The organism is Bradyrhizobium sp. WCU1 (assembly GCF_053474805.1).
In genome coordinates, this window is the sequence record NZ_CM130280.1 from 6,568,404 (window position 1) to 6,587,940 (window position 19,537).

Consider the following 19,537-nt stretch of genomic DNA (forward strand, 5'->3'; position numbering starts at 1 on the left):
TGCGGTTCCAAACGCTTTGCCGAATTCATCTTGATCGCATAGGATTGCAGCTGCAGCGTCGTCAGCTGCGGTTTCGATTTGCGGTCATGCCGGCCGTGGAGCATCGGTTGGTTTCATGGCGCCAAGACCTCCTGCATCAAGACCTCCTGGATCAGACGATCCGACGAGATCGGCGCCCGACGATCCCGAGCTGAAGAAGAAGCCCGCGCCCGTTGCCGGTTCCGCCGCGACGCCAGCCTCCGCGAAACCCGCTGCGCCGCCGGCTGACGAAGAAGACGACGACGAGGACGACGAGTTCGAGCTCGATGACGACGATGATGACGAGGATCTCGTCGTCTTCACCGCCAAGGAAGCCGCCGGCGCGCTGTCGACGATTTTCGGCTTCGTCAAGCCGATCCTGGCGAACTACCGGAAGCCGCTGGCCTTCGTCACCTTCGGGGTGGTGGTCGAGACGTTGTTCAACGTCATCATGCCGCTCAGCCTGAAATTCCTGATCGACGACGCGCTCGGCGAGGAGGATTTCCAGGCGCTCTACAAGATCCTCGGTGTGCTCGCGGTGGCCGGCATCGTCACCTCGATCATCGCGGTCTGGTACGAGCGCTGGGATGCGCGGCTTGCCGCCGGCGTTATCGCCGACGTCCGGACCCGAATCTTCGAGCACGTCCAGAACCTGCCGTCAGCCTATTTCGCCCGCACCAAGCGCGGCGAGATCTTGTCGCGCTTCTCGATCGATCTGTCGGCCTTCGAGGGCTCGGTCAAGACCTTCGCCAACAGCGCGGCGTTGCCGTTCTTCGAGTTGATCGCCGGCATCATCCTGATGCTGTTCCTGAACTGGCAACTGGCCGCGGTCGCCCTGCTGGTGTTTCCGATCACGCTGATCGGGCCGCGCATCCTGACGCCGAAGGCGGTGCAGGCCAATTACGAGCAGAAGCAGAACGAAGCCGCGCTGCTCGGAACCGTGCAGGAGAATGTCGCTGCCCAGGCGGTGGTGAAGGCGTTCAATCTGCAGCGCCGGGCGCTGGGCTGGTTCACGCTGCGCAACCGCGACGTCCGCGCCAAGGCCGCGTCGGCCATGTTCCTGTCGACCATGGTGGAGCGCACCGTCACCATCGCGGTGCTGCTGCTCCACCTCGTGGTGCTGGCGATCGGCGCCTATCTCGCCACCAAGGGGCAGATCACGGTCGGCACCTTCGTGACCTTCGAGAGCGCATTCTGGGAGGTGTCCTACAACATCGCCCATTTGATGCATTTCATTCCGGTGTCGATCTCGTCTGCGGCGGCGGTGCGGCACATCCAGGAACTGCTCGATGAGCCGACCCGCGGCGCCGACCGTCCCGGCGCGCCGGATCTGCCGCGCATCACCAACGACATCTCGTTCGAGCGCGTGACCTTCCAGTATGACGGGGCGCAGACGCCGGTGCTGGACAATCTTAGCCTCAAGCTCAATGCCGGCAAGAGCATCGCGATCGTCGGTCCGAGCGGCTCCGGCAAGAGCACGCTGATCAACCTGATCCTGCGGCTCTACGTGCCGGACGAGGGCCGCGTCGCCATCGACGGCGTCGATATCCGCCGGGTGACGCGCGAGTCGCTGCGGGCCAGCATGGCGGTCGTGTTCCAGGAGAACATGCTGTTCAACATGTCGATCCGCGAGAACATCCGGCTCGGCAAGGAAGGGGCCACCGACGCGGAGGTCGAGGACGCCGCGAAGAAGGCCGAGATCCATCGCTACATCATGAGCCTGCCGCAGCGCTACGACACGCCGGTCGGCGAGCGCGGCGACACGCTGTCGGGCGGCCAGCGCCAGCGCATCGCGATCGCGCGCGCGATCATCCGCAATCCGTCCGTGCTGCTGCTCGACGAGGCGACCTCGGCGCTAGACCAGACCACGGAGGCCGCGATCAACCGCACGCTGCTCAAGGTCGCCGAGGGCCGCACCATGATCTGGTCGACGCACCGCCTGACCTCGGTGGTCGAGATGGACGAGATCATCGTGATCTCGGGTGGCCGGGCGATCGAGCGCGGCTCGCACGAGGAACTGCTGGCCAAGAATGGCGTCTACCGCAAGCTGTGGGACGACCAGGGACATGTGCATCATGACGCGGACGACGAAGACGACGACACGGACGATGATGATGAAGACGATGAGGACGATGAGGATGAGGGCGAAGACGAGGAGGCGTGACGCCGGCACCTCGTCGCCGATGACGTCCGGCCGCTAAAGCGCGATGAGATTAGATTGAATCATCATCGCGCTTTAGCTTGTTGTCTGAGCATGATCTTTTCGGAAAACCGCTTCGCACTTTTCCGGATCATGCTTTAGGCCCGGTCCGCCGCCTGTGGACGTTGCCGGAACTGATTGCCCGTCCGTGTCGCCGCGACCGCCTGCGGGCGTTGCAGCCGGCGCAGCGAGCCCCGGCCGAGATAGCTGAGGAAGCGCGCCCAGCGCTGGGCCTGCCAGTAGGGTCCGCTCCCGATCGACACCTCGCGGAAGTTGAAGGCCTTGGCGTTCGACCAGGCGTCGCATTCCGTCTTGACCGGATCGTCGTAGAACGCGGTGATCTTCTCCTCGCCCATGCCGTCGGTCGCAAGCCAGGCCGGGATGTGGACGTTGCAGAGCTGGGACACGTCGGTGAACACCTTGTCGGTCCCGGTCCCGCTGACGGGGCAGGTGCTGGCGAAGGCATCACCGACCAGCACGACGCCGGCCTGCCGATAGCCGGTGCTGACATAGATGTCGGCGGGCCGGATCTTGATGTCGCCGGCGACGCTGAATTCGCCGGTGAGCCGGCGCAGCCGCGGCAGCGCGGCGTTCAGCGTCTCGACCGGGTTGCGCCGCATCGCGCGCAGCCACGGATCGTCGGCCTGGCGGTAGGTGAACAGGTTGGCGCGCATCCGGTTTCCGATCGGAAACAGCGTGATGTAGGGGATACGGTCGCTCGGCCGCTCCGAGAAATAGGTCATGGCCGCGAACGGGAAGGCGGGACGGCCGACGGGGACGAAATCGAAGCCCAGCGAGATCGAGTGGCAGAAGCTGGTGACCAGCCGCTCGATGCCGAGCATCCGGCGCAGCCCGACATTCAGCCCGTTGGCGAGCACCACGAGGCGCGCCGAGATCTCTTCGCCGCCCGAGAGGACGAGCCGCTGCCGCTCGGAGCTGGTCGCGATATTGACGACCTTGTCGCAGATGAATTCCGCCGGCCGCGCGATCTCGTCCCGAACCGCGGTGATCAGCGCGTCATACATGATGCCGTATTGCCGGCTCGGCTGCCGGTCGAGCAGATGGCCGAATCGCGCGATCCAGTTCTCGCCGTCCAGCGTCGCCGAGCGGAGCACGGATTCGGCAAGGCCGGTTCTGGCGAATCGCTCGAGCTGGAGGTCGCCGCCGATCTTCTCGACGCGGAAATCGAACGGATAAACCTGATGGGGGTCGATCAAGACGGTCGGAACCCCGGCACGGCCGAGCATGGCGGCTGCGGTCGAGCCCGCAAGACCTCCGCCGATGATCGCGATGTCGGTGTATCGCATGAGAGATTCCGTGGCCGTAGATCGCGATTTTTGCGCTGCTAATGGCAAATAAAGGCTTAGTTTCGAAATTCGCCTTCAGGCCTAAGTTGTGGAGAATTGTTTCTATTCATATTTTACCCGGATATAATATGGCCGCGACGATGTGCGGGAGATTCGGATTGGAGCGAGGGAAGGCGTGAACGTTGTCACAATTCATCGCCCGAAGAGCATCGGCGAAATGCAAAATCCGCAAGTGCCAGAGGCGTTTCTTCGCTTATCGTTTTGCTTGACTTCATCATCTCTCGATTATACAAGGCGCCCACTTAACGACAGGCGGTGAGCTACGCCAGCGTCGGAACGGAACACCCGAAGGCCCTTTTTCAGGCGCCGGACGGGCACCAACCTCGACGAATGCCGCTCAAACGCTGTCGATGATAGCTAGGCAATGCCAGGACGATTTTGGTTCTCTTGAGCTCGTCCTCTTGAGAGTGAATTCGGATGCATGACCTCGGTGGCGGGCCGGACAGCGAACGCTGAACGGCTCGGAATCGCGGTCCTCTGTGGCGTCGAAGCGCTTTCCGCTCAGCGATGAGTGGTTGGCGCGATTTCGCTTTGCGCGGGTATTTGATTCGCGTCGAGCGGGCCGTGCGGGGCGGCTAGTCCCGAGAAGAAATTTGCGGAGCCATTCAAGGTTCTCGCGTGAACTAAAGGGTGAAGGCTGCATGCCGACGATCAACCAGCTGATCGCAAATCCGCGTGAAGTGCAGAAGTCGCGTAAGAAGGTGCCGGCGCTGCAGCAGTCGCCGCAGAAGCGCGGCGTGTGCACGCGCGTCTACACCACGACCCCGAAGAAGCCGAACTCGGCGCTTCGTAAGGTCGCCAAGGTGCGCCTGACCAACGGCTTCGAGGTGATCGGCTACATCCCGGGTGAGGGCCATAACCTGCAGGAGCACTCGGTGGTCATGATCCGCGGCGGTCGCGTCAAGGACTTGCCCGGCGTGCGCTACCACATCCTCCGCGGCGTGCTGGATACCCAGGGCGTCAAGAACCGTAAGCAGCGTCGTTCGAAGTACGGCGCGAAGCGTCCGAAGTAAGCAGGAAACGATCAGATGTCGCGTCGCCATTCTGCCGAGAAGCGTGAAGTTCTTCCGGATCCCAAGTTCGGGAACATCATCATTACGAAGTTCATGAACTCGGTGATGTACGCCGGGAAGAAGTCGGTCGCCGAAAACATCGTTTACGGTGCGCTCGGCATGATCGAGGCCAAGACCAAGCAGCCCCCGCTCGGCGTGTTCGAGCAGGCGCTCGAGAACGTGATGCCGACCATCGAGGTTCGCTCCCGCCGCGTCGGCGGCGCGACCTACCAGGTGCCGGTGGAAGTCCGCTCGGTGCGCCGTCAGGCGCTGGGCATCCGCTGGCTGATCTCGGCCGCTCGTGAGCGCAACGAGAAGACCATGACGGAGCGTCTGTCGGCGGAGCTGCTCGACGCCTCGAACAACCGCGGCAACGCGGTCAAGAAGCGTGAAGACGTACACCGGATGGCGGAAGCCAACCGCGCCTTCTCGCACTATCGCTGGTAAGGCGATCAACGGAATCTAAGGAACAGTCTCATGCCCCGCCAACATGCCATCGAGGACTACCGCAACTTCGGTATCATGGCGCATATCGACGCCGGCAAGACCACGACCACCGAACGCATCCTGTATTACACCGGCAAGAGCCACAAGATCGGCGAAGTGCACGAGGGTGCCGCGACGATGGACTGGATGGAGCAGGAGCAGGAGCGTGGCATCACGATCACCTCGGCTGCGACCACCGCGTTCTGGAACGGCAAGCGCCTGAACATCATCGACACCCCCGGCCACGTCGACTTCACCATCGAAGTCGAGCGTTCGCTGCGCGTGCTCGACGGCGCCGTTTGCGTGCTCGACTCCAACCAGGGCGTCGAGCCGCAGACCGAGACCGTCTGGCGCCAGGGCGACAAGTACAAGGTTCCGCGCATCGTCTTCGCCAACAAGATGGACAAGACCGGTGCCGACTTCTTCAAGTGTCTGGCCGACATCGTCGACCGCCTCGGCGCCAAGCCGATCGCGATCCAGCTTCCGATCGGCGCCGAGAACAACTTCAAGGGCCTCGTCGACCTCGTGAAGATGAAGGGCGTCATCTGGAACGATGAATCGCTCGGCGCCAAGTTCGACTATGTCGACATCCCGGAAGATCTGGTCGAGCAGGCCAAGGAATATCGCGAGAAGATGGTGGAAGCCGCCGTCGAGCTCGACGACGACGCTCTCGCTGCGTTCCTCGACGGCAAGGAGCCGGACGAGGCGACCCTGAAGCGCCTGATCCGCAAGGCGGTGCTGACCGGCGCCTTCTATCCGGTGCTGTGCGGCTCGGCGTTCAAGAACAAGGGCGTGCAGCCGCTGCTCGACGCCGTCGTCGACTACCTCCCGTCGCCGATCGACGTGCCCGCGATCAAGGGCACCGATGAGGACGGCAACGAGGTCGTGCGCAAGGCGGACGACAAGGAGCCGCTGGCTCTGCTCGCGTTCAAGATCATGGACGACCCTTTCGTCGGCACCATCACCTTCTGCCGCATCTATTCCGGCGTGCTGCAGTCGGGCACCGGTGTCGTCAACTCGACCCGCGAGAAGAAAGAGCGTATCGGCCGCATGCTGCTGATGCATGCGAACAACCGCGAAGACATCAAGGAAGCCTATGCCGGCGACATCGTCGCGCTGGCTGGCCTGAAGGAAGCGCGCACCGGCGACACGCTGTGCGATCCCAACAAGCCGGTCATCCTCGAGAAGATGGAATTCCCGGAGCCGGTGATCGAGATCGCGATCGAGCCGAAGTCGAAGGCAGACCAGGAAAAGCTGGGCGTGGCGCTGGCCAAGCTCGCCGCGGAGGATCCGTCCTTCCGCGTGTCGACCGACCACGAGTCCGGCCAGACCATCCTCAAGGGCATGGGCGAACTGCATCTCGACATCAAGGTCGACATCCTCAAGCGCACCTACAAGGTCGACGCCAACATCGGCGCGCCGCAGGTGGCGTTCCGTGAGCGTGTCACCAAGCGGGTCGAGCACAGCTACACCCACAAGAAGCAGACCGGCGGTACCGGCCAGTTCGCGGCCGTGACGATCATCGTCGAGCCGAACGAAGCCGGGAAGGGCTACGAGTTCGAATCGAAGATCGTCGGCGGCGCGGTGCCGAAGGAGTACATCCCAGGCGTCGAAAAGGGCCTCGAGAGCGTGCTGTCCTCCGGCGTGGTCGCGGGCTTCCCGATCGTCGACGTCAAGGTGCAGCTGATCGACGGCAAGTATCACGACGTCGACTCGTCGGCGCTGGCCTTCGAAATCGCCACGCGCGCCTGCTTCCGCGAGGCGCTGCAGATGGGCAAGTCCGTTCTGCTCGAGCCGATCATGAAGGTCGAGGTGGTGACCCCGGAAGACTACACCGGTTCGGTCATCGGCGACCTGAATTCCCGGCGCGGCCAGATCCAGGGCCAAGACATGCGCGGCAACGCCAACGTCATCAACGCGATGGTGCCGCTCATGAACATGTTCGGTTACGTGAACAACCTGCGCTCGATGAGCCAGGGTCGCGCGACCTTCACCATGCAGTTCGATCACTACGCCGAAGCTCCGGCGAACGTGTCGGCTGAAGTCCAGAAGAAGTTTGCCTGATTGTCGTTGACGGCAGTCAACGATTGAACGGAGAGTCAAATGGCCAAAGCTAAATTCGAACGTAACAAGCCCCACTGCAACATCGGCACCATCGGTCACGTCGACCATGGCAAGACCTCGCTGACCGCAGCGATCACCAAGGTGCTCGCAGAAACCGGCGGCGCGACGTTCACCGCCTACGACCAGATCGACAAGGCGCCGGAAGAGAAGGCGCGCGGCATCACGATCTCGACCGCTCACGTCGAGTACGAGACGCAGAACCGCCACTACGCTCACGTCGACTGCCCCGGCCACGCCGACTACGTGAAGAACATGATCACCGGCGCCGCCCAGATGGACGGCGCGATCCTGGTCGTGTCGGCTGCCGACGGCCCGATGCCGCAGACCCGCGAGCACATCCTGCTCGCCCGCCAGGTCGGCGTTCCCGCGCTCGTCGTGTTCCTCAACAAGTGCGACATGGTCGACGATCCGGAGCTGCTCGAGCTCGTCGAGATGGAAGTTCGCGAACTGCTCTCGAAGTACGAATTCCCGGGCGATGACATTCCGATCATCAAGGGCTCGGCGCTCGCCGCCCTCGAAGACAAGGACAAGAAGCTCGGCCACGACGCCATCCTCGAGCTGATGCGCAATGTCGACGAGTACATCCCGCAGCCGGAGCGTCCGATCGACCAGCCGTTCCTGATGCCGGTCGAAGACGTGTTCTCGATCTCGGGCCGCGGCACCGTCGTCACCGGCCGTGTCGAGCGCGGCGTGATCAAGGTCGGCGAGGAAATCGAAATCGTCGGTATCCGCGACACCCAGAAGACCATCGTCACCGGCGTCGAAATGTTCCGCAAGCTGCTCGATCAGGGCCAGGCCGGCGACAACATCGGTGCGCTGCTCCGCGGCACCAAGCGCGAGGAAGTCGAGCGTGGCCAGGTGCTGTGCAAGCCCGGTTCGGTCAAGCCGCACACCAAGTTCAAGGCTGAGGCCTACATCCTCACCAAGGAAGAGGGCGGTCGTCACACCCCGTTCTTCACCAACTACCGTCCGCAGTTCTACTTCCGCACCACCGACGTGACCGGTGTCGTGCACCTGCCGGAAGGCACCGAGATGGTGATGCCGGGCGACAACATCGCGATGGAAGTGCACCTGATCGTGCCGATCGCGATGGAAGAGAAGCTGCGCTTCGCGATCCGCGAAGGCGGCCGCACCGTCGGCGCCGGCGTCGTCGCCGCGATCATCGAGTAAGTATGCGATAGGGAATGGCGAGTAGCGGGTGGGTCACCATTCGCTATTCGCTACTCGCCACTCACTAAAGAAAGAATACGGCAATGAACGGCCAAAATATTCGCATCCGTCTCAAGGCGTTCGACCATCGAATCCTCGATACGTCGACCCGCGAGATCGTGAACACGGCGAAGCGCACCGGTGCGCAGGTTCGCGGACCGATTCCGCTGCCGACCCGCATCGAGAAGTTCACCGTCAACCGTTCGCCGCACGTTGACAAGAAGAGCCGCGAGCAATTCGAGATGCGCACTCACAAGCGCCTCCTCGACATTGTCGACCCGACCCCGCAGACCGTCGATGCGCTGATGAAGCTCGACCTGGCCGCCGGTGTCGACGTCGAGATCAAGCTCTAAGGTTTTGGATTTTTACGTCCGCCGCTTGCGGACAGAAAGACAGGAAGCACGCCGATGCGCTCCGGAGTGATCGCACAGAAGGTCGGGATGACGCGGGTCTTTACGGAGACCGGCGAACATATCCCTGTGACCGTGCTGAAGTTGGGCAACTGCCAGGTGCTGGGCCACCGCACGACCGAGAAGAACGGCTATGTCGCGCTTCAGCTCGGCTCGGGCGCCCGCAAGACCGTGTACATGCCCAAGGCCGAACGCGGCCAGTTCGCGGTCGCCAAGGTCGAGCCGAAGCGCAAGGTCGCCGAGTTCCGCGTGTCCGAGGATGCGCTGATCCCGGTCGGCGCGGAAATCCAGGCGGACCATTTCGTGGTCGGCCAGTTCGTCGACGTGACCGGCACCTCGATCGGTAAGGGTTTCGCCGGCGGCATGAAGCGCTGGAATTTCGGCGGTCTGCGCGCCACCCACGGTGTGTCGATCTCGCACCGTTCGATCGGTTCGACCGGCGGTCGTCAGGATCCCGGCAAGACGTTCAAGAACAAGAAGATGCCCGGTCATATGGGTGTCGACCGCATCACCACGCTCAATCTGCGCGTGGTGCAGACCGACGTTGAGCGCGGCCTGATCCTCGTCGAAGGCGCCGTTCCCGGCTCCAAGGGCGGCTGGATCTCGGTGCGCGACGCGGTCAAGAAGCCGCTGCCGAAGGAAGCCCCGAAGCCCGGCAAGTTCAAGGTTGCCGGCGGTGAGGCTCTCGAGGCTTCGGCCGAGAAGGAGGGTGTGTGAGATGGAACTGAAAGTCACCACCCTTGAAGGCAAGGAAGCTGGCTCGGTCCAGCTCTCGGACGAGATCTTCGGTCTCGAGCCGCGCAAGGACATCATCCAGCGCTGCGTGCAGTGGCAGCTGAACAAGCGTCAGGCCGGCACCCACAAGGCCCAGGGCCGCGCCGATGTCTGGCGCACCGGCAAGAAGATGTACAAGCAGAAGGGCACCGGCGGCGCCCGTCACGGCTCGGCCCGCGTGCCGCAGTTCCGCGGCGGTGGCCGTGCGTTCGGTCCGGTGGTTCGCTCCCATGCGACCGACCTGCCGAAGAAGGTGCGTGCGCTCGCGCTGAAGCATGCGCTGTCGGCCAAGGCCAAGGACGGCGGGCTGATCGTGATCGACAATGCGCAGCTCGAGGCCGCCAAGACCAAGGCGCTGCTCGGTCACTTCTCGGGCCTTGGCCTGACCAATGCGCTGATCATCGACGGCGCCGAGCTGAACAACGGTTTCGCGACTGCGGCCCGCAACATCCCGAACATCGACGTGCTGCCGATCCAGGGCATCAACGTCTACGACATTCTCCGCCGCCACAAGCTGGTGCTGACCAAGGCTGCGGTTGATGCGCTGGAGGCGCGCTTCAAATGAAGAACATCGATCCGCGCCACTACGACGTCATCATCTCGCCGGTCGTGACGGAAAAGGCGACGCTCGCCTCCGAGCACAACAAGGTGCTGTTCAAGGTCGCCGGCAAGGCGACCAAGCCGCAGATCAAGGAAGCGGTCGAGAAGCTGTTCGACGTCAAGGTGAAGAGCGTCAACACGCTCGTCCGCAAGGGCAAGACCAAGGTGTTCCGCGGCAATCTCGGCTCGCAGTCGGACACCAAGCGCGCGATCGTGACCCTGGAAGAGGGCCACCGCATCGACGTGACTACCGGACTATAAGGCGCAACGACGATGGCATTGAAAACCTACAATCCCACGACGCCGGGCCAGCGCCAGCTGGTCATGGTCGATCGTTCGGCGCTCTACAAGGGCAAGCCGGTGAAGACCCTGACCGAGGGCAAGCTCGGCAATGGCGGTCGCAACAACACCGGCCGCATCACCGTGCGTTTCCGCGGCGGCGGCCACAAGAAGGCCTACCGCACCGTCGACTTCCGCCGCGACAAGGTGGACATGCCGGCGGTCGTGGAGCGGCTCGAGTACGATCCGAACCGCACCGCGTTCATCGCGCTGATCAAGTACCAGGACGGCGAGCTCGCCTATATCCTGGCGCCGCAGCGTCTGGCGGCGGGCGACACCGTCGTCGCCGGCAACTACGTCGACGTGAAGCCGGGCAACGTCATGCCGCTCGGCAACATGCCGGTCGGCACGATCGTGCACAACATCGAGCTGAAGATCGGCAAGGGCGGCCAGCTGGCGCGCTCCGCCGGCACCTACGCCCAGATCGTCGGCCGCGACCAGGACTACGTGATCGTCCGTCTGAACTCGGGCGAGCAGCGTCTGGTGCACGGCCGTTGCCGAGGCACGATCGGCGCCGTCTCCAACCCGGATCACATGAACATCTCGATCGGCAAGGCCGGTCGTACCCGCTGGCTCGGCTGGCGTCCGCACAACCGCGGCGTCGTCATGAACCCGATCGACCATCCGCACGGCGGTGGTGAAGGTCGTACCTCCGGCGGTCGCCACCCGGTTACTCCGTGGGGCAAGCCGACCAAGGGCAAGAAGACCCGCACCAACAAGTCGACCAACAAATTCATTCTCCTCAGCCGCCACAAGCGGAAGAAGTAAGGAACGCCGGACATGGTTCGTTCAGTCTGGAAAGGCCCGTTCGTCGAGGGTTCTCTGCTCAAGAAGGCAGATGCCGCCCGCGCGTCCGGCCGTCACGACGTCATCAAGATCTGGAGCCGCCGCTCCACCATCCTGCCGCAGTTCGTCGGCCTGACCTTCGGCGTCTACAACGGCCAGAAGCATGTGCCGGTGGCGATCAACGAGGAAATGGTGGGCCACAAGTTCGGCGAGTTCTCGCCGACCCGGACCTTCCACGGCCATTCGGGCGACAAGAAAGCCAAGAAGGCTTGAGGATTAGACCATGAGCAAACCAAAGCGCGAACGTAGCCTCGCGGACAATGAGGCCAAGGCCGTCGCCCGCATGCTGCGCGTCAGCCCGCAGAAGCTCAACCTGGTGGCGCAGCTGATCCGCGGCCGCAAGGCGTCCGCTGCGCTCGCCGACCTGCAGTTCTCGCGCAAGCGGATCGCGGTCGACGTCAAGAAGTGCCTGGAATCGGCGATCGCCAACGCCGAGAACAACCATGACCTCGAAGTCGACGATCTCGTCGTTGCCGAGGCGCATGTCGGCAACGGCATCGTGATGAAGCGTTTTGCTCCGCGCGGCCGTGGCCGTTCGGGCCGTGTGTTCAAACCGTTCTCGCACCTGACCATCGTGGTTCGTCAGGTCGAGGCCGAGGCAAGCGCCTAAGAAGGGCGCAGGAGAAGACGATGGGTCAAAAGATCAATCCAATCGGGCTGCGTCTCGGCATCAACCGGACCTGGGACTCCCGTTGGTTCGCCGGCAAGCAGGAATACGGCAAGCTCCTGCACGAGGACGTCAAGATCCGCGAGATCCTGCACAAGGAGCTCAAGCAGGCGGCTGTCGCCCGCATCGTGATCGAGCGTCCGCACAAGAAGTGCCGCGTGACGATCCACTCGGCCCGTCCGGGTGTCGTGATCGGCAAGAAGGGCGCCGACATCGACAAGCTGCGCAAGAAGGTCGCCGACATCACCTCGTCGGACGTCGTGATCAACATCGTCGAAATCCGCAAGCCGGAGCTCGACGCGACCCTGGTCGCTGAATCGATCGCCCAGCAGCTCGAGCGCCGCGTCGCGTTCCGCCGCGCCATGAAGCGCGCCGTGCAGTCGGCGATGCGTCTCGGCGCCGAGGGCATCCGCATCAACTGCTCGGGCCGTCTCGGCGGCGCCGAAATCGCGCGCATGGAGTGGTATCGCGAAGGTCGCGTGCCGCTGCACACGCTGCGCGCCGACGTCGACTACGGCGTCGCCACCGCGTTCACGACCTTCGGCACCTGCGGCGTCAAGGTCTGGATCTTCAAGGGCGAGATCCTCGAGCACGATCCGATGGCCCAGGACAAGAAGATGGCGGAAGGCGACAACACGCCGCGTTCGCGCCGCGACGCCGCTTGAGGCAAAGCAGGAATTTGAGGGCTTAAAGCCATGATGCAACCTAAGAAAACGAAGTTCCGGAAGGCGCATAAGGGCCGTATCCACGGCGTTGCGACCTCTGGCGCGACGTTGGCGTTCGGCCAGTTCGGCCTGAAGGCGATGGAGCCTGAGCGCGTCACCGCCCGTCAGATCGAAGCCGCCCGCCGCGCGCTGACCCGTCACATGAAGCGCGCCGGCCGCGTCTGGATCCGCGTGTTCCCGGACGTGCCGGTGTCGAAGAAGCCCGCCGAAGTCCGCATGGGCTCCGGCAAGGGTGCCCCGGAATTGTGGGTGGTCCGGATCAAGCCAGGCCGCGTGATGTTCGAAATCGACGGCGTGCCGGTGCAGACCGCCAAGGAGGCGCTGTCGCTTGCCGCCGCCAAGCTGCCGATCAAGACGCGCTTCGTTGCGCGCATTGCGGAGTAATCGCCATGGCCGAGATGAAAGTTGAAGACATTCGCGCGATGAGCGACGACCAGCGGGAAGACGCGGTCCTGAACCTGAAGAAGGAACGCTTCAACCTGCGTTTCCAGCGCGCCACCGGGCAGCTGGAGAACACCTCGCGGATGCGGGAAGCCCGCCGCGACATCGCTCGTATCAAGACCATCGCCGCGCAGCTGCGCGCGAAGAAGAAGTAAGGGGCAAGCCTATGCCGAAACGTACTCTGCAGGGCGTGGTCGTCAGCGACAAGCAAGCCAAGACCATCGTGGTGCGCGTCGATCGACGCTTCACCCACCCGATCTACAAGAAGACGATCCGCCGTTCCAAGAACTACCACGCGCACGACGAGAACAACCAGTTCAAGCCGGGCGACATGGTCTGGATCGAGGAATCGAAGCCGATCTCGAAGCTGAAGCGCTGGACCGTGGTCCGGGGCGAACACAAGAAAACGGCCTGATTACCTCGGCCTGGCCGAAGTACTTCAGGGAAATTTTGAGCGCGCTAAAGCGCAGAAAGAGGACGAGGTGCATCAATGATTCAGATGCAGACCAACCTCGACGTGGCCGATAATTCTGGCGCACGCCGTGTCATGTGCATCAAGGTTCTTGGAGGTTCCAAGCGCCGCTATGCCACCGTGGGCGACGTTATCGTTGTGTCGATCAAGGAAGCCATTCCGCGTGGCAAGGTGAAGAAGGGCGACGTGATGAAGGCCGTCGTGGTCCGGGTCCGCAAGGACATCCGCCGCGCCGACGGTTCGGTCATCCGCTTCGATCGCAACGCCGCCGTGCTGATCAACAATCAGTCCGAGCCGGTCGGCACCCGTATCTTCGGGCCGGTGCCGCGCGAGCTGCGCGCCAAGAACCACATGAAGATCATTTCGCTCGCGCCGGAGGTGCTGTGATGGCTGCCAAGATCCGCAAGGGCGACAAGGTGATCGTGCTCACCGGCCGCGACAAGGGTCGCACCGGCGAGGTGTTCGAGGTGCGTCCGGACGAGAACAAGGCTCTCGTTCGCGGCATCAACATGGTGAAGCGTCACCAGAAGCAGACCCAGGCCCAGGAAGGCGGCATCATCTCCAAGGAGATGCCGATCGACCTGTCCAACGTCGCGTATGTCGGCAAGGACGGAAAGCCGACCCGCATCGGGTTCAAGATTCAGGCCGATGGCAAGAAGGTTCGTGTTGCCAAGAGCTCGGGAGCAGAGATCGATGGCTGATACAGCTTACACGCCGCGTCTGCGCGCGGAGTACGACAAGAAGATCCGCGGCATGATGACCGAGAAGTTCGGTTATGCCAACGTGATGCAGGTGCCGCGCCTCGACAAGGTCGTGCTCAACATGGGCGTGGGCGATTCCGTCAACGACCGCAAGAAGGCCGAGACCGCCGCTGCCGAGCTGAGCCAGATCGCCGGCCAGAAGGCGATCGTGACCTATTCGCGGATCGCGATCGCGACCTTCAAGCTGCGTGAGAACCAGCCGATCGGCTGCAAGGTCACGCTGCGCAAGGCCCATATGTACGAGTTCATCGACCGCCTGGTGAACGTGGCGCTGCCTCGCGTCCGCGACTTCCGCGGCCTGAACCCGAAGAGCTTCGACGGCCGCGGCAACTATTCGCTCGGCATCAAGGAGCACATCATTTTCCCCGAGATCGACTTCGACAAGGTCTCGGAAGCGCGTGGCATGGACATCACGGTCTGCACCACCGCCAAGACCGACGACGAGGCGCGTGCCTTGTTGACCGCTTTCAATTTCCCGTTCCGGCAGTGAGTAGCTGAGCCAAAGCCACTCAAACGCGGATACCCAGGAGCCAAGCATGGCAAAGAAGAGTTCAGTCGAGAAGAACAACCGGCGCAAGCGGATGGCGAAGAACGCCGGCCCGCGCCGCGAGAAGCTGAAGGCGATCATCGCCGACAAGACCAAGCCGATGGAAGAGCGTTTCGCGGCGACGCTGAAGCTCGCCGAGATGCCGCGCAACTCGTCGCCGACGCGCATCCGCAACCGTTGCGAGCTGACCGGGCGTCCGCGCTCGAACTATCGCAAGAACAAGCTCTCGCGCATCGCGCTGCGTGAACTCGGCTCCAAGGGCCTGGTTCCCGGCCTCGTGAAGTCGAGCTGGTAAGGGGAGGGTCGGAACAATGTCTACGCACGATCCGATCAGCGATCTCATCACCCGCATCCGCAACGCGCAGATGCGTTCGAAGTCCAAGGTCTCGAGCCCCGGCTCGAAGATGCGCGCCAACGTGCTCGAGGTGCTGAAGTCCGAGGGTTACATCCGCGGTTACGCCAGCGTCGAGCATGCCTCGGGCCGCAGCGAGCTTGAGATCGAGCTGAAGTATTTCGACGGCGAGCCCGTCATCCGCGAGATCGAGCGGGTGTCGAAGCCGGGCCGCCGCGTTTACGCCTCGGTGAAGAACCTGCCGCGCGTGAACAACGGTCTCGGCATTTCGGTGTTGTCGACGCCGAAGGGAATCATGGCTGACCACGAGGCGCGCGACGCCAATGTGGGCGGCGAAGTTCTCTTCACGGTGTTCTGAGGAAGGATTTAGCATGTCACGTATCGGCAAGCGGCCGGTGACGATCCCGTCGGGTGTGACGGCGACTGTCGAGGGCCAGACGGTGAAGGTGAAGGGGCCGAAGGGCGCGCTTCAGTTCGTCGTGCATGACGACGTCGAGGTGAAGTTCGAGAACGGCCAGGTCAAGGTCGCTCCGCGCGTCAAGACCAACCGCGCGCAGGCGATGTACGGCACCGCGCGCGCGCAGGTCGCCAACCTCGTCGAGGGCGTCACCAAGGGCTTCGAGAAGAAGCTCGAGATCACCGGCGTTGGTTACCGCGCCGCGATGCAGGGCAAGAACCTGCAGCTCGCGCTCGGCTACAGCCACGACGTGGTCTACGCGATCCCGGAAGGCATCACCATTGCGGTGCCGAAGCCGACCGAGATCACGATCACCGGCAACGATCCGCAGCGCGTCGGCCAGGTCGCCGCGGAGATCCGCGCCTACCGTCCGCCGGAGCCCTACAAGGGCAAGGGCGTGAAGTACGCCAACGAATTCATCTTCCGCAAGGAAGGCAAGAAGAAGTAACGGAGCCGGTCATGTCACTCAAGGTTACGAATGCCCGGCGCAAGCAGCGCGTGCGCCTTGCGCTTCGCCGCTCGGCAGGCGGCCGTCCGCGGCTGTCGGTGTTCCGCTCGTCCAAGCACATCTACGCCCAGGTCATCGACGACCAGAAGGGCGAGACGCTCGCCTCCGCCTCGTCGCTGGAGAAGACCATGCGCGACGCCGGCAAGACCGGCGCCGACATCGATGCTGCGAAGGCCGTCGGCAAGCTGCTGGCGGAACGCGCGGCGCAGAAGGGTGTCAAGGAAGTCGTGTTCGATCGCGGCGCCTACATCTATCACGGGCGCGTCAAGGCGCTCGCGGATGCGGCGCGTGAAGGCGGATTGAGCTTCTAAACGAATCGAACGATTACAAGGAAAGAGGCTTCGGGCCTCCTAGAGATTGGAAAACACCATGGCAGGTGAACGCGAACGCGGCGGACGCGAACGGAGCAGGGAGCGCGAGGAGCGCGACAGCGAGTTCGTCGACAAGCTCGTCCACATCAATCGCGTGGCGAAGGTCGTCAAGGGCGGCAAGCGCTTCGGCTTTGCGGCGCTGGTCGTGATCGGCGATCAGAAGGGCCGGGTCGGGTTCGGCCACGGCAAGGCGCGCGAAGTGCCCGAGGCGATCCGCAAGGCGACCGAGTCGGCGAAGCGCAACCTGACCCGCGTCGCGCTGCGCGAAGGCCGCACGCTGCATCACGACGTCGCCGGTCGTCACGGCGCCGGCCGCGTCTATCTGCGTACCGCTCCGGCGGGTACCGGCATCATCGCCGGCGGCCCGATGCGCGCGGTGTTCGAGACGCTCGGCATCCAGGACGTGGTGGCGAAGTCGATCGGCTCGTCGAATCCCTACAACATGGTTCGCGCGACCTTCGACGCGCTGAAGCATCAGGATTCGCCGCGCTCGGTGGCCGCCCGCCGCAACATCAAGGTCTCCACCCTGCAGTCGCGCCGCGTCGGCGGCGATGCCGAAGTGGTGGCGGAATAACCCGCGCGACCAGCGCTTTCTGGAGTTCAAGACGATGGCCAAGGCCAGCAAGACGATCAAGGTCGAGCAGACCGGCAGCGCAATCCGCCGCCATCACTCGCAGCGTTCGACGCTGATCGGCCTCAAGCTCAACAAGATCGGCCGGGTTGCCGAGCTGCAGGACACCCCTGAAGTTCGCGGCATGATCAGCAAGGTTCAGCATCTCGTCCGCGTCGTCGGCGAGTAAGCAGAGATAAGGAGAAGGGCGATGAAGCTCAGCGATATCGCCGACAACGCCGGCTCGCGCAAGAAGCGCATGCGTGTCGGCCGTGGCATCGGTTCCGGCAAGGGCAAGACCTCGGGTCGCGGCGGCAAGGGCCAGACCGCGCGTTCGGGTGTCCGCATCAAGGGTTTCGAAGGCGGCCAGATGCCGATGCATCGCCGTCTGCCGAAGCGCGGCTTCAACAACATCTTCCGGCTCGACTTCGCCGAGATCAATCTCGACCGTCTGCAGGAAGCGATCGACAACAAGCTGGTCAACGCCAGCGAGACCGTGACCGTCGAGACGCTGGTCAAGGCCGGCGTGCTGCGCCGCGCCAAGGACGGCCTGCGGCTGCTCGGCCGCGGCGAGATCAAGACCAAGCTGACCATCGAAGCGCACGGCGCTTCCAAGTCGGCCATTGCCGCGGTGGAGAAGGCCGGCGGCTCGGTCAAGATCTTTGCCCCCGCCAAGGAAGAAGGCGAGGCGGCGTAACATCTGCGTCATTGCCCGCGCGCGGCGCGGGCAATCCGCAGATCGAATGATGGACTTATCGAGGCCGAGCACCAGATAATGTCCGGTGTCTGCCGATCGCCCCGATAGAACGAGTTCTTGGGGCGTCGGCGAAGCGGGCTCCGGGAGAAAGCCGAACATGGTCTCAGCAGCCGAACAACTTGCCGCCAACCTCAATTTCGGACAGCTGGCGAAAGCCGACGAGCTGAAGAAGCGCATCTGGTTCACCCTGGGTGCGCTGCTTGTTTATCGGCTGGGCACCTACATCCCGCTGCCGGGCATCGATCCCAACATCTGGGAGCAGGTGTTCCGCAGCCAGTCCGGCGGCATCCTCGGCATGTTCAACATGTTCGCCGGCGGCGGCATCCACCGCATGGCGATCTTCGCGCTGAACATCATGCCGTACATCTCGGCATCGATCATCGTCCAGCTGCTGACCACCGTGTCGCCGCAGCTCGAGGCGCTGAAGAAGGAAGGCGAGGCGGGCCGCAAGACGCTAAACCAGTACACCCGCTATTTGACGGTGATCCTGGCGCTGTTCCAGTCCTACGGCATCGCGATCGGCCTCGAAGGCGCCGGTAATGTCGTCAGCGACCCCGGCATGTTCTTCCGGATCTCGACCGCGATCACGCTGACCGGCGGCACCATGTTCCTGATGTGGCTCGGCGAGCAGATCACCTCGCGCGGCATCGGCAACGGTATCTCGCTGATCATCCTGTCCGGCATCGTCGCCGAGCTGCCGTCGGCGCTCGCCAACATGCTGGAACTCGGCCGCCAGGGCGCGATGTCGACCGGCCTGATCCTGATCGTCATCGTGATGGCGGTCGCCGTGATCGCCTTCATCGTGTTCATGGAGCGCGCCCAGCGCCGGCTGCTGATCCAGTATCCGAAGCGCCAGGTCGGCAACAAGATGTTCGAGGGCCAGTCCTCGCATCTGCCGCTCAAGCTCAACACCTCCGGCGTGATTCCGCCGATCTTCGCCTCGTCGCTGCTGCTGCTGCCGACCACGGTCGCGAACTTCAACGCCGGCAAAGGGCCGGAGTGGTTCCAGTGGCTCACCACCCAGCTCAGCCACGGCCGTCCGCTGTTCCTGCTGATGTATCTCGCGCTGATCGTGTTCTTCGCCTTCTTCTACACGGCGATCGTGTTCAATCCGACCGAGACCGCGGACAATCTGAAGAAGCATGGCGGCTTCATCCCGGGCATCCGGCCCGGTGAGCGCACCGCGGAATATATCGACTACGTGCTGTCGCGCATCACGGTGCTCGGCGCGATCTATCTGGCGATCGTCTGCCTGATTCCTGAAATTCTGATTTCCTACGCCTCGGTCCCATTCTACTTTGGTGGCACCTCTCTTTTGATCGTCGTCAGTGTAACGATGGATACGGTGTCGCAAGTTCAGGGTTATCTGCTCGCCCATCAGTATGAGGGGCTGATCAGGAAGTCGAAGCTCAGGGGAGGCCGCCGCCGCTGATCGCGGCGCGGC

At 63.4% G+C, this 19,537-nt stretch carries 28 protein-coding genes; 27 read left to right on the top strand and 1 reads right to left on the bottom strand.

Translation table 11 applies throughout. The features are described 5' to 3' along the window. Nucleotides 1-115 precede the first annotated feature (115 nt). On the top strand, nt 116-2,182 hold the full coding sequence (locus ACTUWL_RS30660) for an ABC transporter ATP-binding protein (RefSeq protein WP_021081662.1): 2,067 nt from the start codon (nt 116-118) through the stop codon (nt 2,180-2,182). 134 nt (nt 2,183-2,316) lie between these two features. Here ACTUWL_RS30660 and ACTUWL_RS30665 read toward each other — a convergent pair whose 3' ends face one another. Next, the gene (locus tag ACTUWL_RS30665) at nt 2,317-3,525 is read right to left on the bottom strand and encodes an FAD-dependent oxidoreductase (protein WP_021081661.1); all 1,209 of its coding nucleotides are present in this window, start codon (nt 3,523-3,525) and stop codon (nt 2,317-2,319) included. Nucleotides 3,526-4,226: 701 nt separating this feature from the next. Between ACTUWL_RS30665 and rpsL the strand changes: the two genes are divergently transcribed. From rpsL to secY, 26 genes are all read left to right on the top strand, one after another. Continuing rightward, the gene (rpsL, locus tag ACTUWL_RS30670) at nt 4,227-4,598 is read left to right on the top strand and encodes a 30S ribosomal protein S12 (protein WP_006611834.1); all 372 of its coding nucleotides are present in this window, start codon (nt 4,227-4,229) and stop codon (nt 4,596-4,598) included. A gap of 15 nt (nt 4,599-4,613) precedes the next feature. Continuing rightward, complete coding sequence (gene rpsG / locus ACTUWL_RS30675; protein WP_021081660.1) at nt 4,614-5,084, top strand: 30S ribosomal protein S7; 471 nt, start codon at nt 4,614-4,616, stop codon at nt 5,082-5,084. 30 nt (nt 5,085-5,114) lie between these two features. Continuing rightward, a complete protein-coding gene (gene fusA, locus ACTUWL_RS30680; RefSeq protein WP_021081659.1) occupies nt 5,115-7,187 on the top strand; it encodes an elongation factor G in 2,073 nt (690 codons plus the stop codon). 39 nt (nt 7,188-7,226) lie between these two features. Continuing rightward, the gene (gene tuf / locus ACTUWL_RS30685; protein ID WP_021081658.1) at nt 7,227-8,417 is read left to right on the top strand and encodes an elongation factor Tu; all 1,191 of its coding nucleotides are present in this window, start codon (nt 7,227-7,229) and stop codon (nt 8,415-8,417) included. A gap of 83 nt (nt 8,418-8,500) precedes the next feature. Further along, nucleotides 8,501-8,809 (top strand): 30S ribosomal protein S10, encoded by a 309-nt coding sequence (rpsJ, locus tag ACTUWL_RS30690; RefSeq protein WP_002712302.1) that lies wholly within the window; start codon nt 8,501-8,503, stop codon nt 8,807-8,809. Between the two features lie 54 nt (nt 8,810-8,863). Next, complete coding sequence (gene rplC / locus ACTUWL_RS30695) at nt 8,864-9,583, top strand: 50S ribosomal protein L3 (RefSeq protein WP_021081657.1); 720 nt, start codon at nt 8,864-8,866, stop codon at nt 9,581-9,583. Between the two features lies 1 nt (nt 9,584). Next, nucleotides 9,585-10,205 (top strand): 50S ribosomal protein L4, encoded by a 621-nt coding sequence (gene rplD, locus ACTUWL_RS30700; protein ID WP_021081656.1) that lies wholly within the window; start codon nt 9,585-9,587, stop codon nt 10,203-10,205. Continuing rightward, the gene (locus ACTUWL_RS30705) at nt 10,202-10,501 is read left to right on the top strand and encodes a 50S ribosomal protein L23 (RefSeq protein WP_016843746.1); all 300 of its coding nucleotides are present in this window, start codon (nt 10,202-10,204) and stop codon (nt 10,499-10,501) included. The genes rplD and ACTUWL_RS30705 overlap by 4 nt, the downstream gene beginning before the upstream one ends. 12 nt (nt 10,502-10,513) lie before the next feature. Beyond that, the gene (gene rplB / locus ACTUWL_RS30710; protein WP_021081655.1) at nt 10,514-11,347 is read left to right on the top strand and encodes a 50S ribosomal protein L2; all 834 of its coding nucleotides are present in this window, start codon (nt 10,514-10,516) and stop codon (nt 11,345-11,347) included. A 12-nt stretch (nt 11,348-11,359) separates the two neighbouring features. Beyond that, nucleotides 11,360-11,638 carry a 30S ribosomal protein S19 gene (rpsS, locus tag ACTUWL_RS30715; RefSeq protein ID WP_018272137.1) on the top strand — a complete coding sequence of 93 codons (279 nt, stop codon included), beginning with the start codon at nt 11,360-11,362 and terminating at the stop codon, nt 11,636-11,638. A gap of 10 nt (nt 11,639-11,648) precedes the next feature. Next, nucleotides 11,649-12,035 carry a 50S ribosomal protein L22 gene (rplV, locus tag ACTUWL_RS30720; RefSeq protein ID WP_016843750.1) on the top strand — a complete coding sequence of 129 codons (387 nt, stop codon included), beginning with the start codon at nt 11,649-11,651 and terminating at the stop codon, nt 12,033-12,035. 20 nt (nt 12,036-12,055) lie between these two features. Further along, on the top strand, nt 12,056-12,757 hold the full coding sequence (gene rpsC / locus ACTUWL_RS30725; protein WP_018272135.1) for a 30S ribosomal protein S3: 702 nt from the start codon (nt 12,056-12,058) through the stop codon (nt 12,755-12,757). A 30-nt stretch (nt 12,758-12,787) separates the two neighbouring features. Continuing rightward, complete coding sequence (gene rplP / locus ACTUWL_RS30730) at nt 12,788-13,201, top strand: 50S ribosomal protein L16 (protein ID WP_016843752.1); 414 nt, start codon at nt 12,788-12,790, stop codon at nt 13,199-13,201. A gap of 5 nt (nt 13,202-13,206) precedes the next feature. Next, nucleotides 13,207-13,413, top strand: a complete 207-nt coding sequence (gene rpmC, locus ACTUWL_RS30735; protein ID WP_021081654.1) for a 50S ribosomal protein L29 — start codon at nt 13,207-13,209, stop codon at nt 13,411-13,413. A gap of 11 nt (nt 13,414-13,424) precedes the next feature. After that, the gene (gene rpsQ / locus ACTUWL_RS30740) at nt 13,425-13,673 is read left to right on the top strand and encodes a 30S ribosomal protein S17 (RefSeq protein WP_016843754.1); all 249 of its coding nucleotides are present in this window, start codon (nt 13,425-13,427) and stop codon (nt 13,671-13,673) included. Between the two features lie 75 nt (nt 13,674-13,748). Then, complete coding sequence (gene rplN, locus ACTUWL_RS30745; protein ID WP_011473865.1) at nt 13,749-14,117, top strand: 50S ribosomal protein L14; 369 nt, start codon at nt 13,749-13,751, stop codon at nt 14,115-14,117. Beyond that, complete coding sequence (gene rplX, locus ACTUWL_RS30750; protein WP_021081653.1) at nt 14,117-14,431, top strand: 50S ribosomal protein L24; 315 nt, start codon at nt 14,117-14,119, stop codon at nt 14,429-14,431. Before rplN ends, rplX begins: the two co-directional genes overlap by 1 nt. Next, nucleotides 14,424-14,981: a 50S ribosomal protein L5 gene (gene rplE, locus ACTUWL_RS30755; protein WP_021081652.1), complete on the top strand. Its 558-nt coding sequence runs from the start codon at nt 14,424-14,426 to the stop codon at nt 14,979-14,981. The genes rplX and rplE overlap by 8 nt, the downstream gene beginning before the upstream one ends. A gap of 46 nt (nt 14,982-15,027) precedes the next feature. Further along, complete coding sequence (rpsN, locus tag ACTUWL_RS30760; protein WP_016843757.1) at nt 15,028-15,333, top strand: 30S ribosomal protein S14; 306 nt, start codon at nt 15,028-15,030, stop codon at nt 15,331-15,333. A 16-nt stretch (nt 15,334-15,349) separates the two neighbouring features. Further along, on the top strand, nt 15,350-15,748 hold the full coding sequence (gene rpsH / locus ACTUWL_RS30765; protein WP_021081651.1) for a 30S ribosomal protein S8: 399 nt from the start codon (nt 15,350-15,352) through the stop codon (nt 15,746-15,748). 13 nt (nt 15,749-15,761) lie between these two features. Continuing rightward, on the top strand, nt 15,762-16,295 hold the full coding sequence (gene rplF, locus ACTUWL_RS30770; RefSeq protein WP_021081650.1) for a 50S ribosomal protein L6: 534 nt from the start codon (nt 15,762-15,764) through the stop codon (nt 16,293-16,295). Nucleotides 16,296-16,306: 11 nt separating this feature from the next. After that, nucleotides 16,307-16,666, top strand: a complete 360-nt coding sequence (rplR, locus tag ACTUWL_RS30775; protein WP_016843760.1) for a 50S ribosomal protein L18 — start codon at nt 16,307-16,309, stop codon at nt 16,664-16,666. Nucleotides 16,667-16,724: 58 nt separating this feature from the next. Beyond that, nucleotides 16,725-17,300 (top strand): 30S ribosomal protein S5, encoded by a 576-nt coding sequence (gene rpsE / locus ACTUWL_RS30780; protein WP_021081649.1) that lies wholly within the window; start codon nt 16,725-16,727, stop codon nt 17,298-17,300. Nucleotides 17,301-17,334: 34 nt separating this feature from the next. Beyond that, a complete protein-coding gene (gene rpmD, locus ACTUWL_RS30785; protein WP_024578582.1) occupies nt 17,335-17,526 on the top strand; it encodes a 50S ribosomal protein L30 in 192 nt (63 codons plus the stop codon). A 21-nt stretch (nt 17,527-17,547) separates the two neighbouring features. Continuing rightward, nucleotides 17,548-18,033, top strand: coding sequence for a 50S ribosomal protein L15 (gene rplO / locus ACTUWL_RS30790; protein WP_021081648.1), 486 nt, complete (start codon nt 17,548-17,550; stop codon nt 18,031-18,033). 157 nt (nt 18,034-18,190) lie between these two features. After that, nucleotides 18,191-19,525 carry a preprotein translocase subunit SecY gene (gene secY / locus ACTUWL_RS30795; protein ID WP_021081647.1) on the top strand — a complete coding sequence of 445 codons (1,335 nt, stop codon included), beginning with the start codon at nt 18,191-18,193 and terminating at the stop codon, nt 19,523-19,525. The last annotated feature ends 12 nt before the right edge of the window (nt 19,526-19,537 follow it).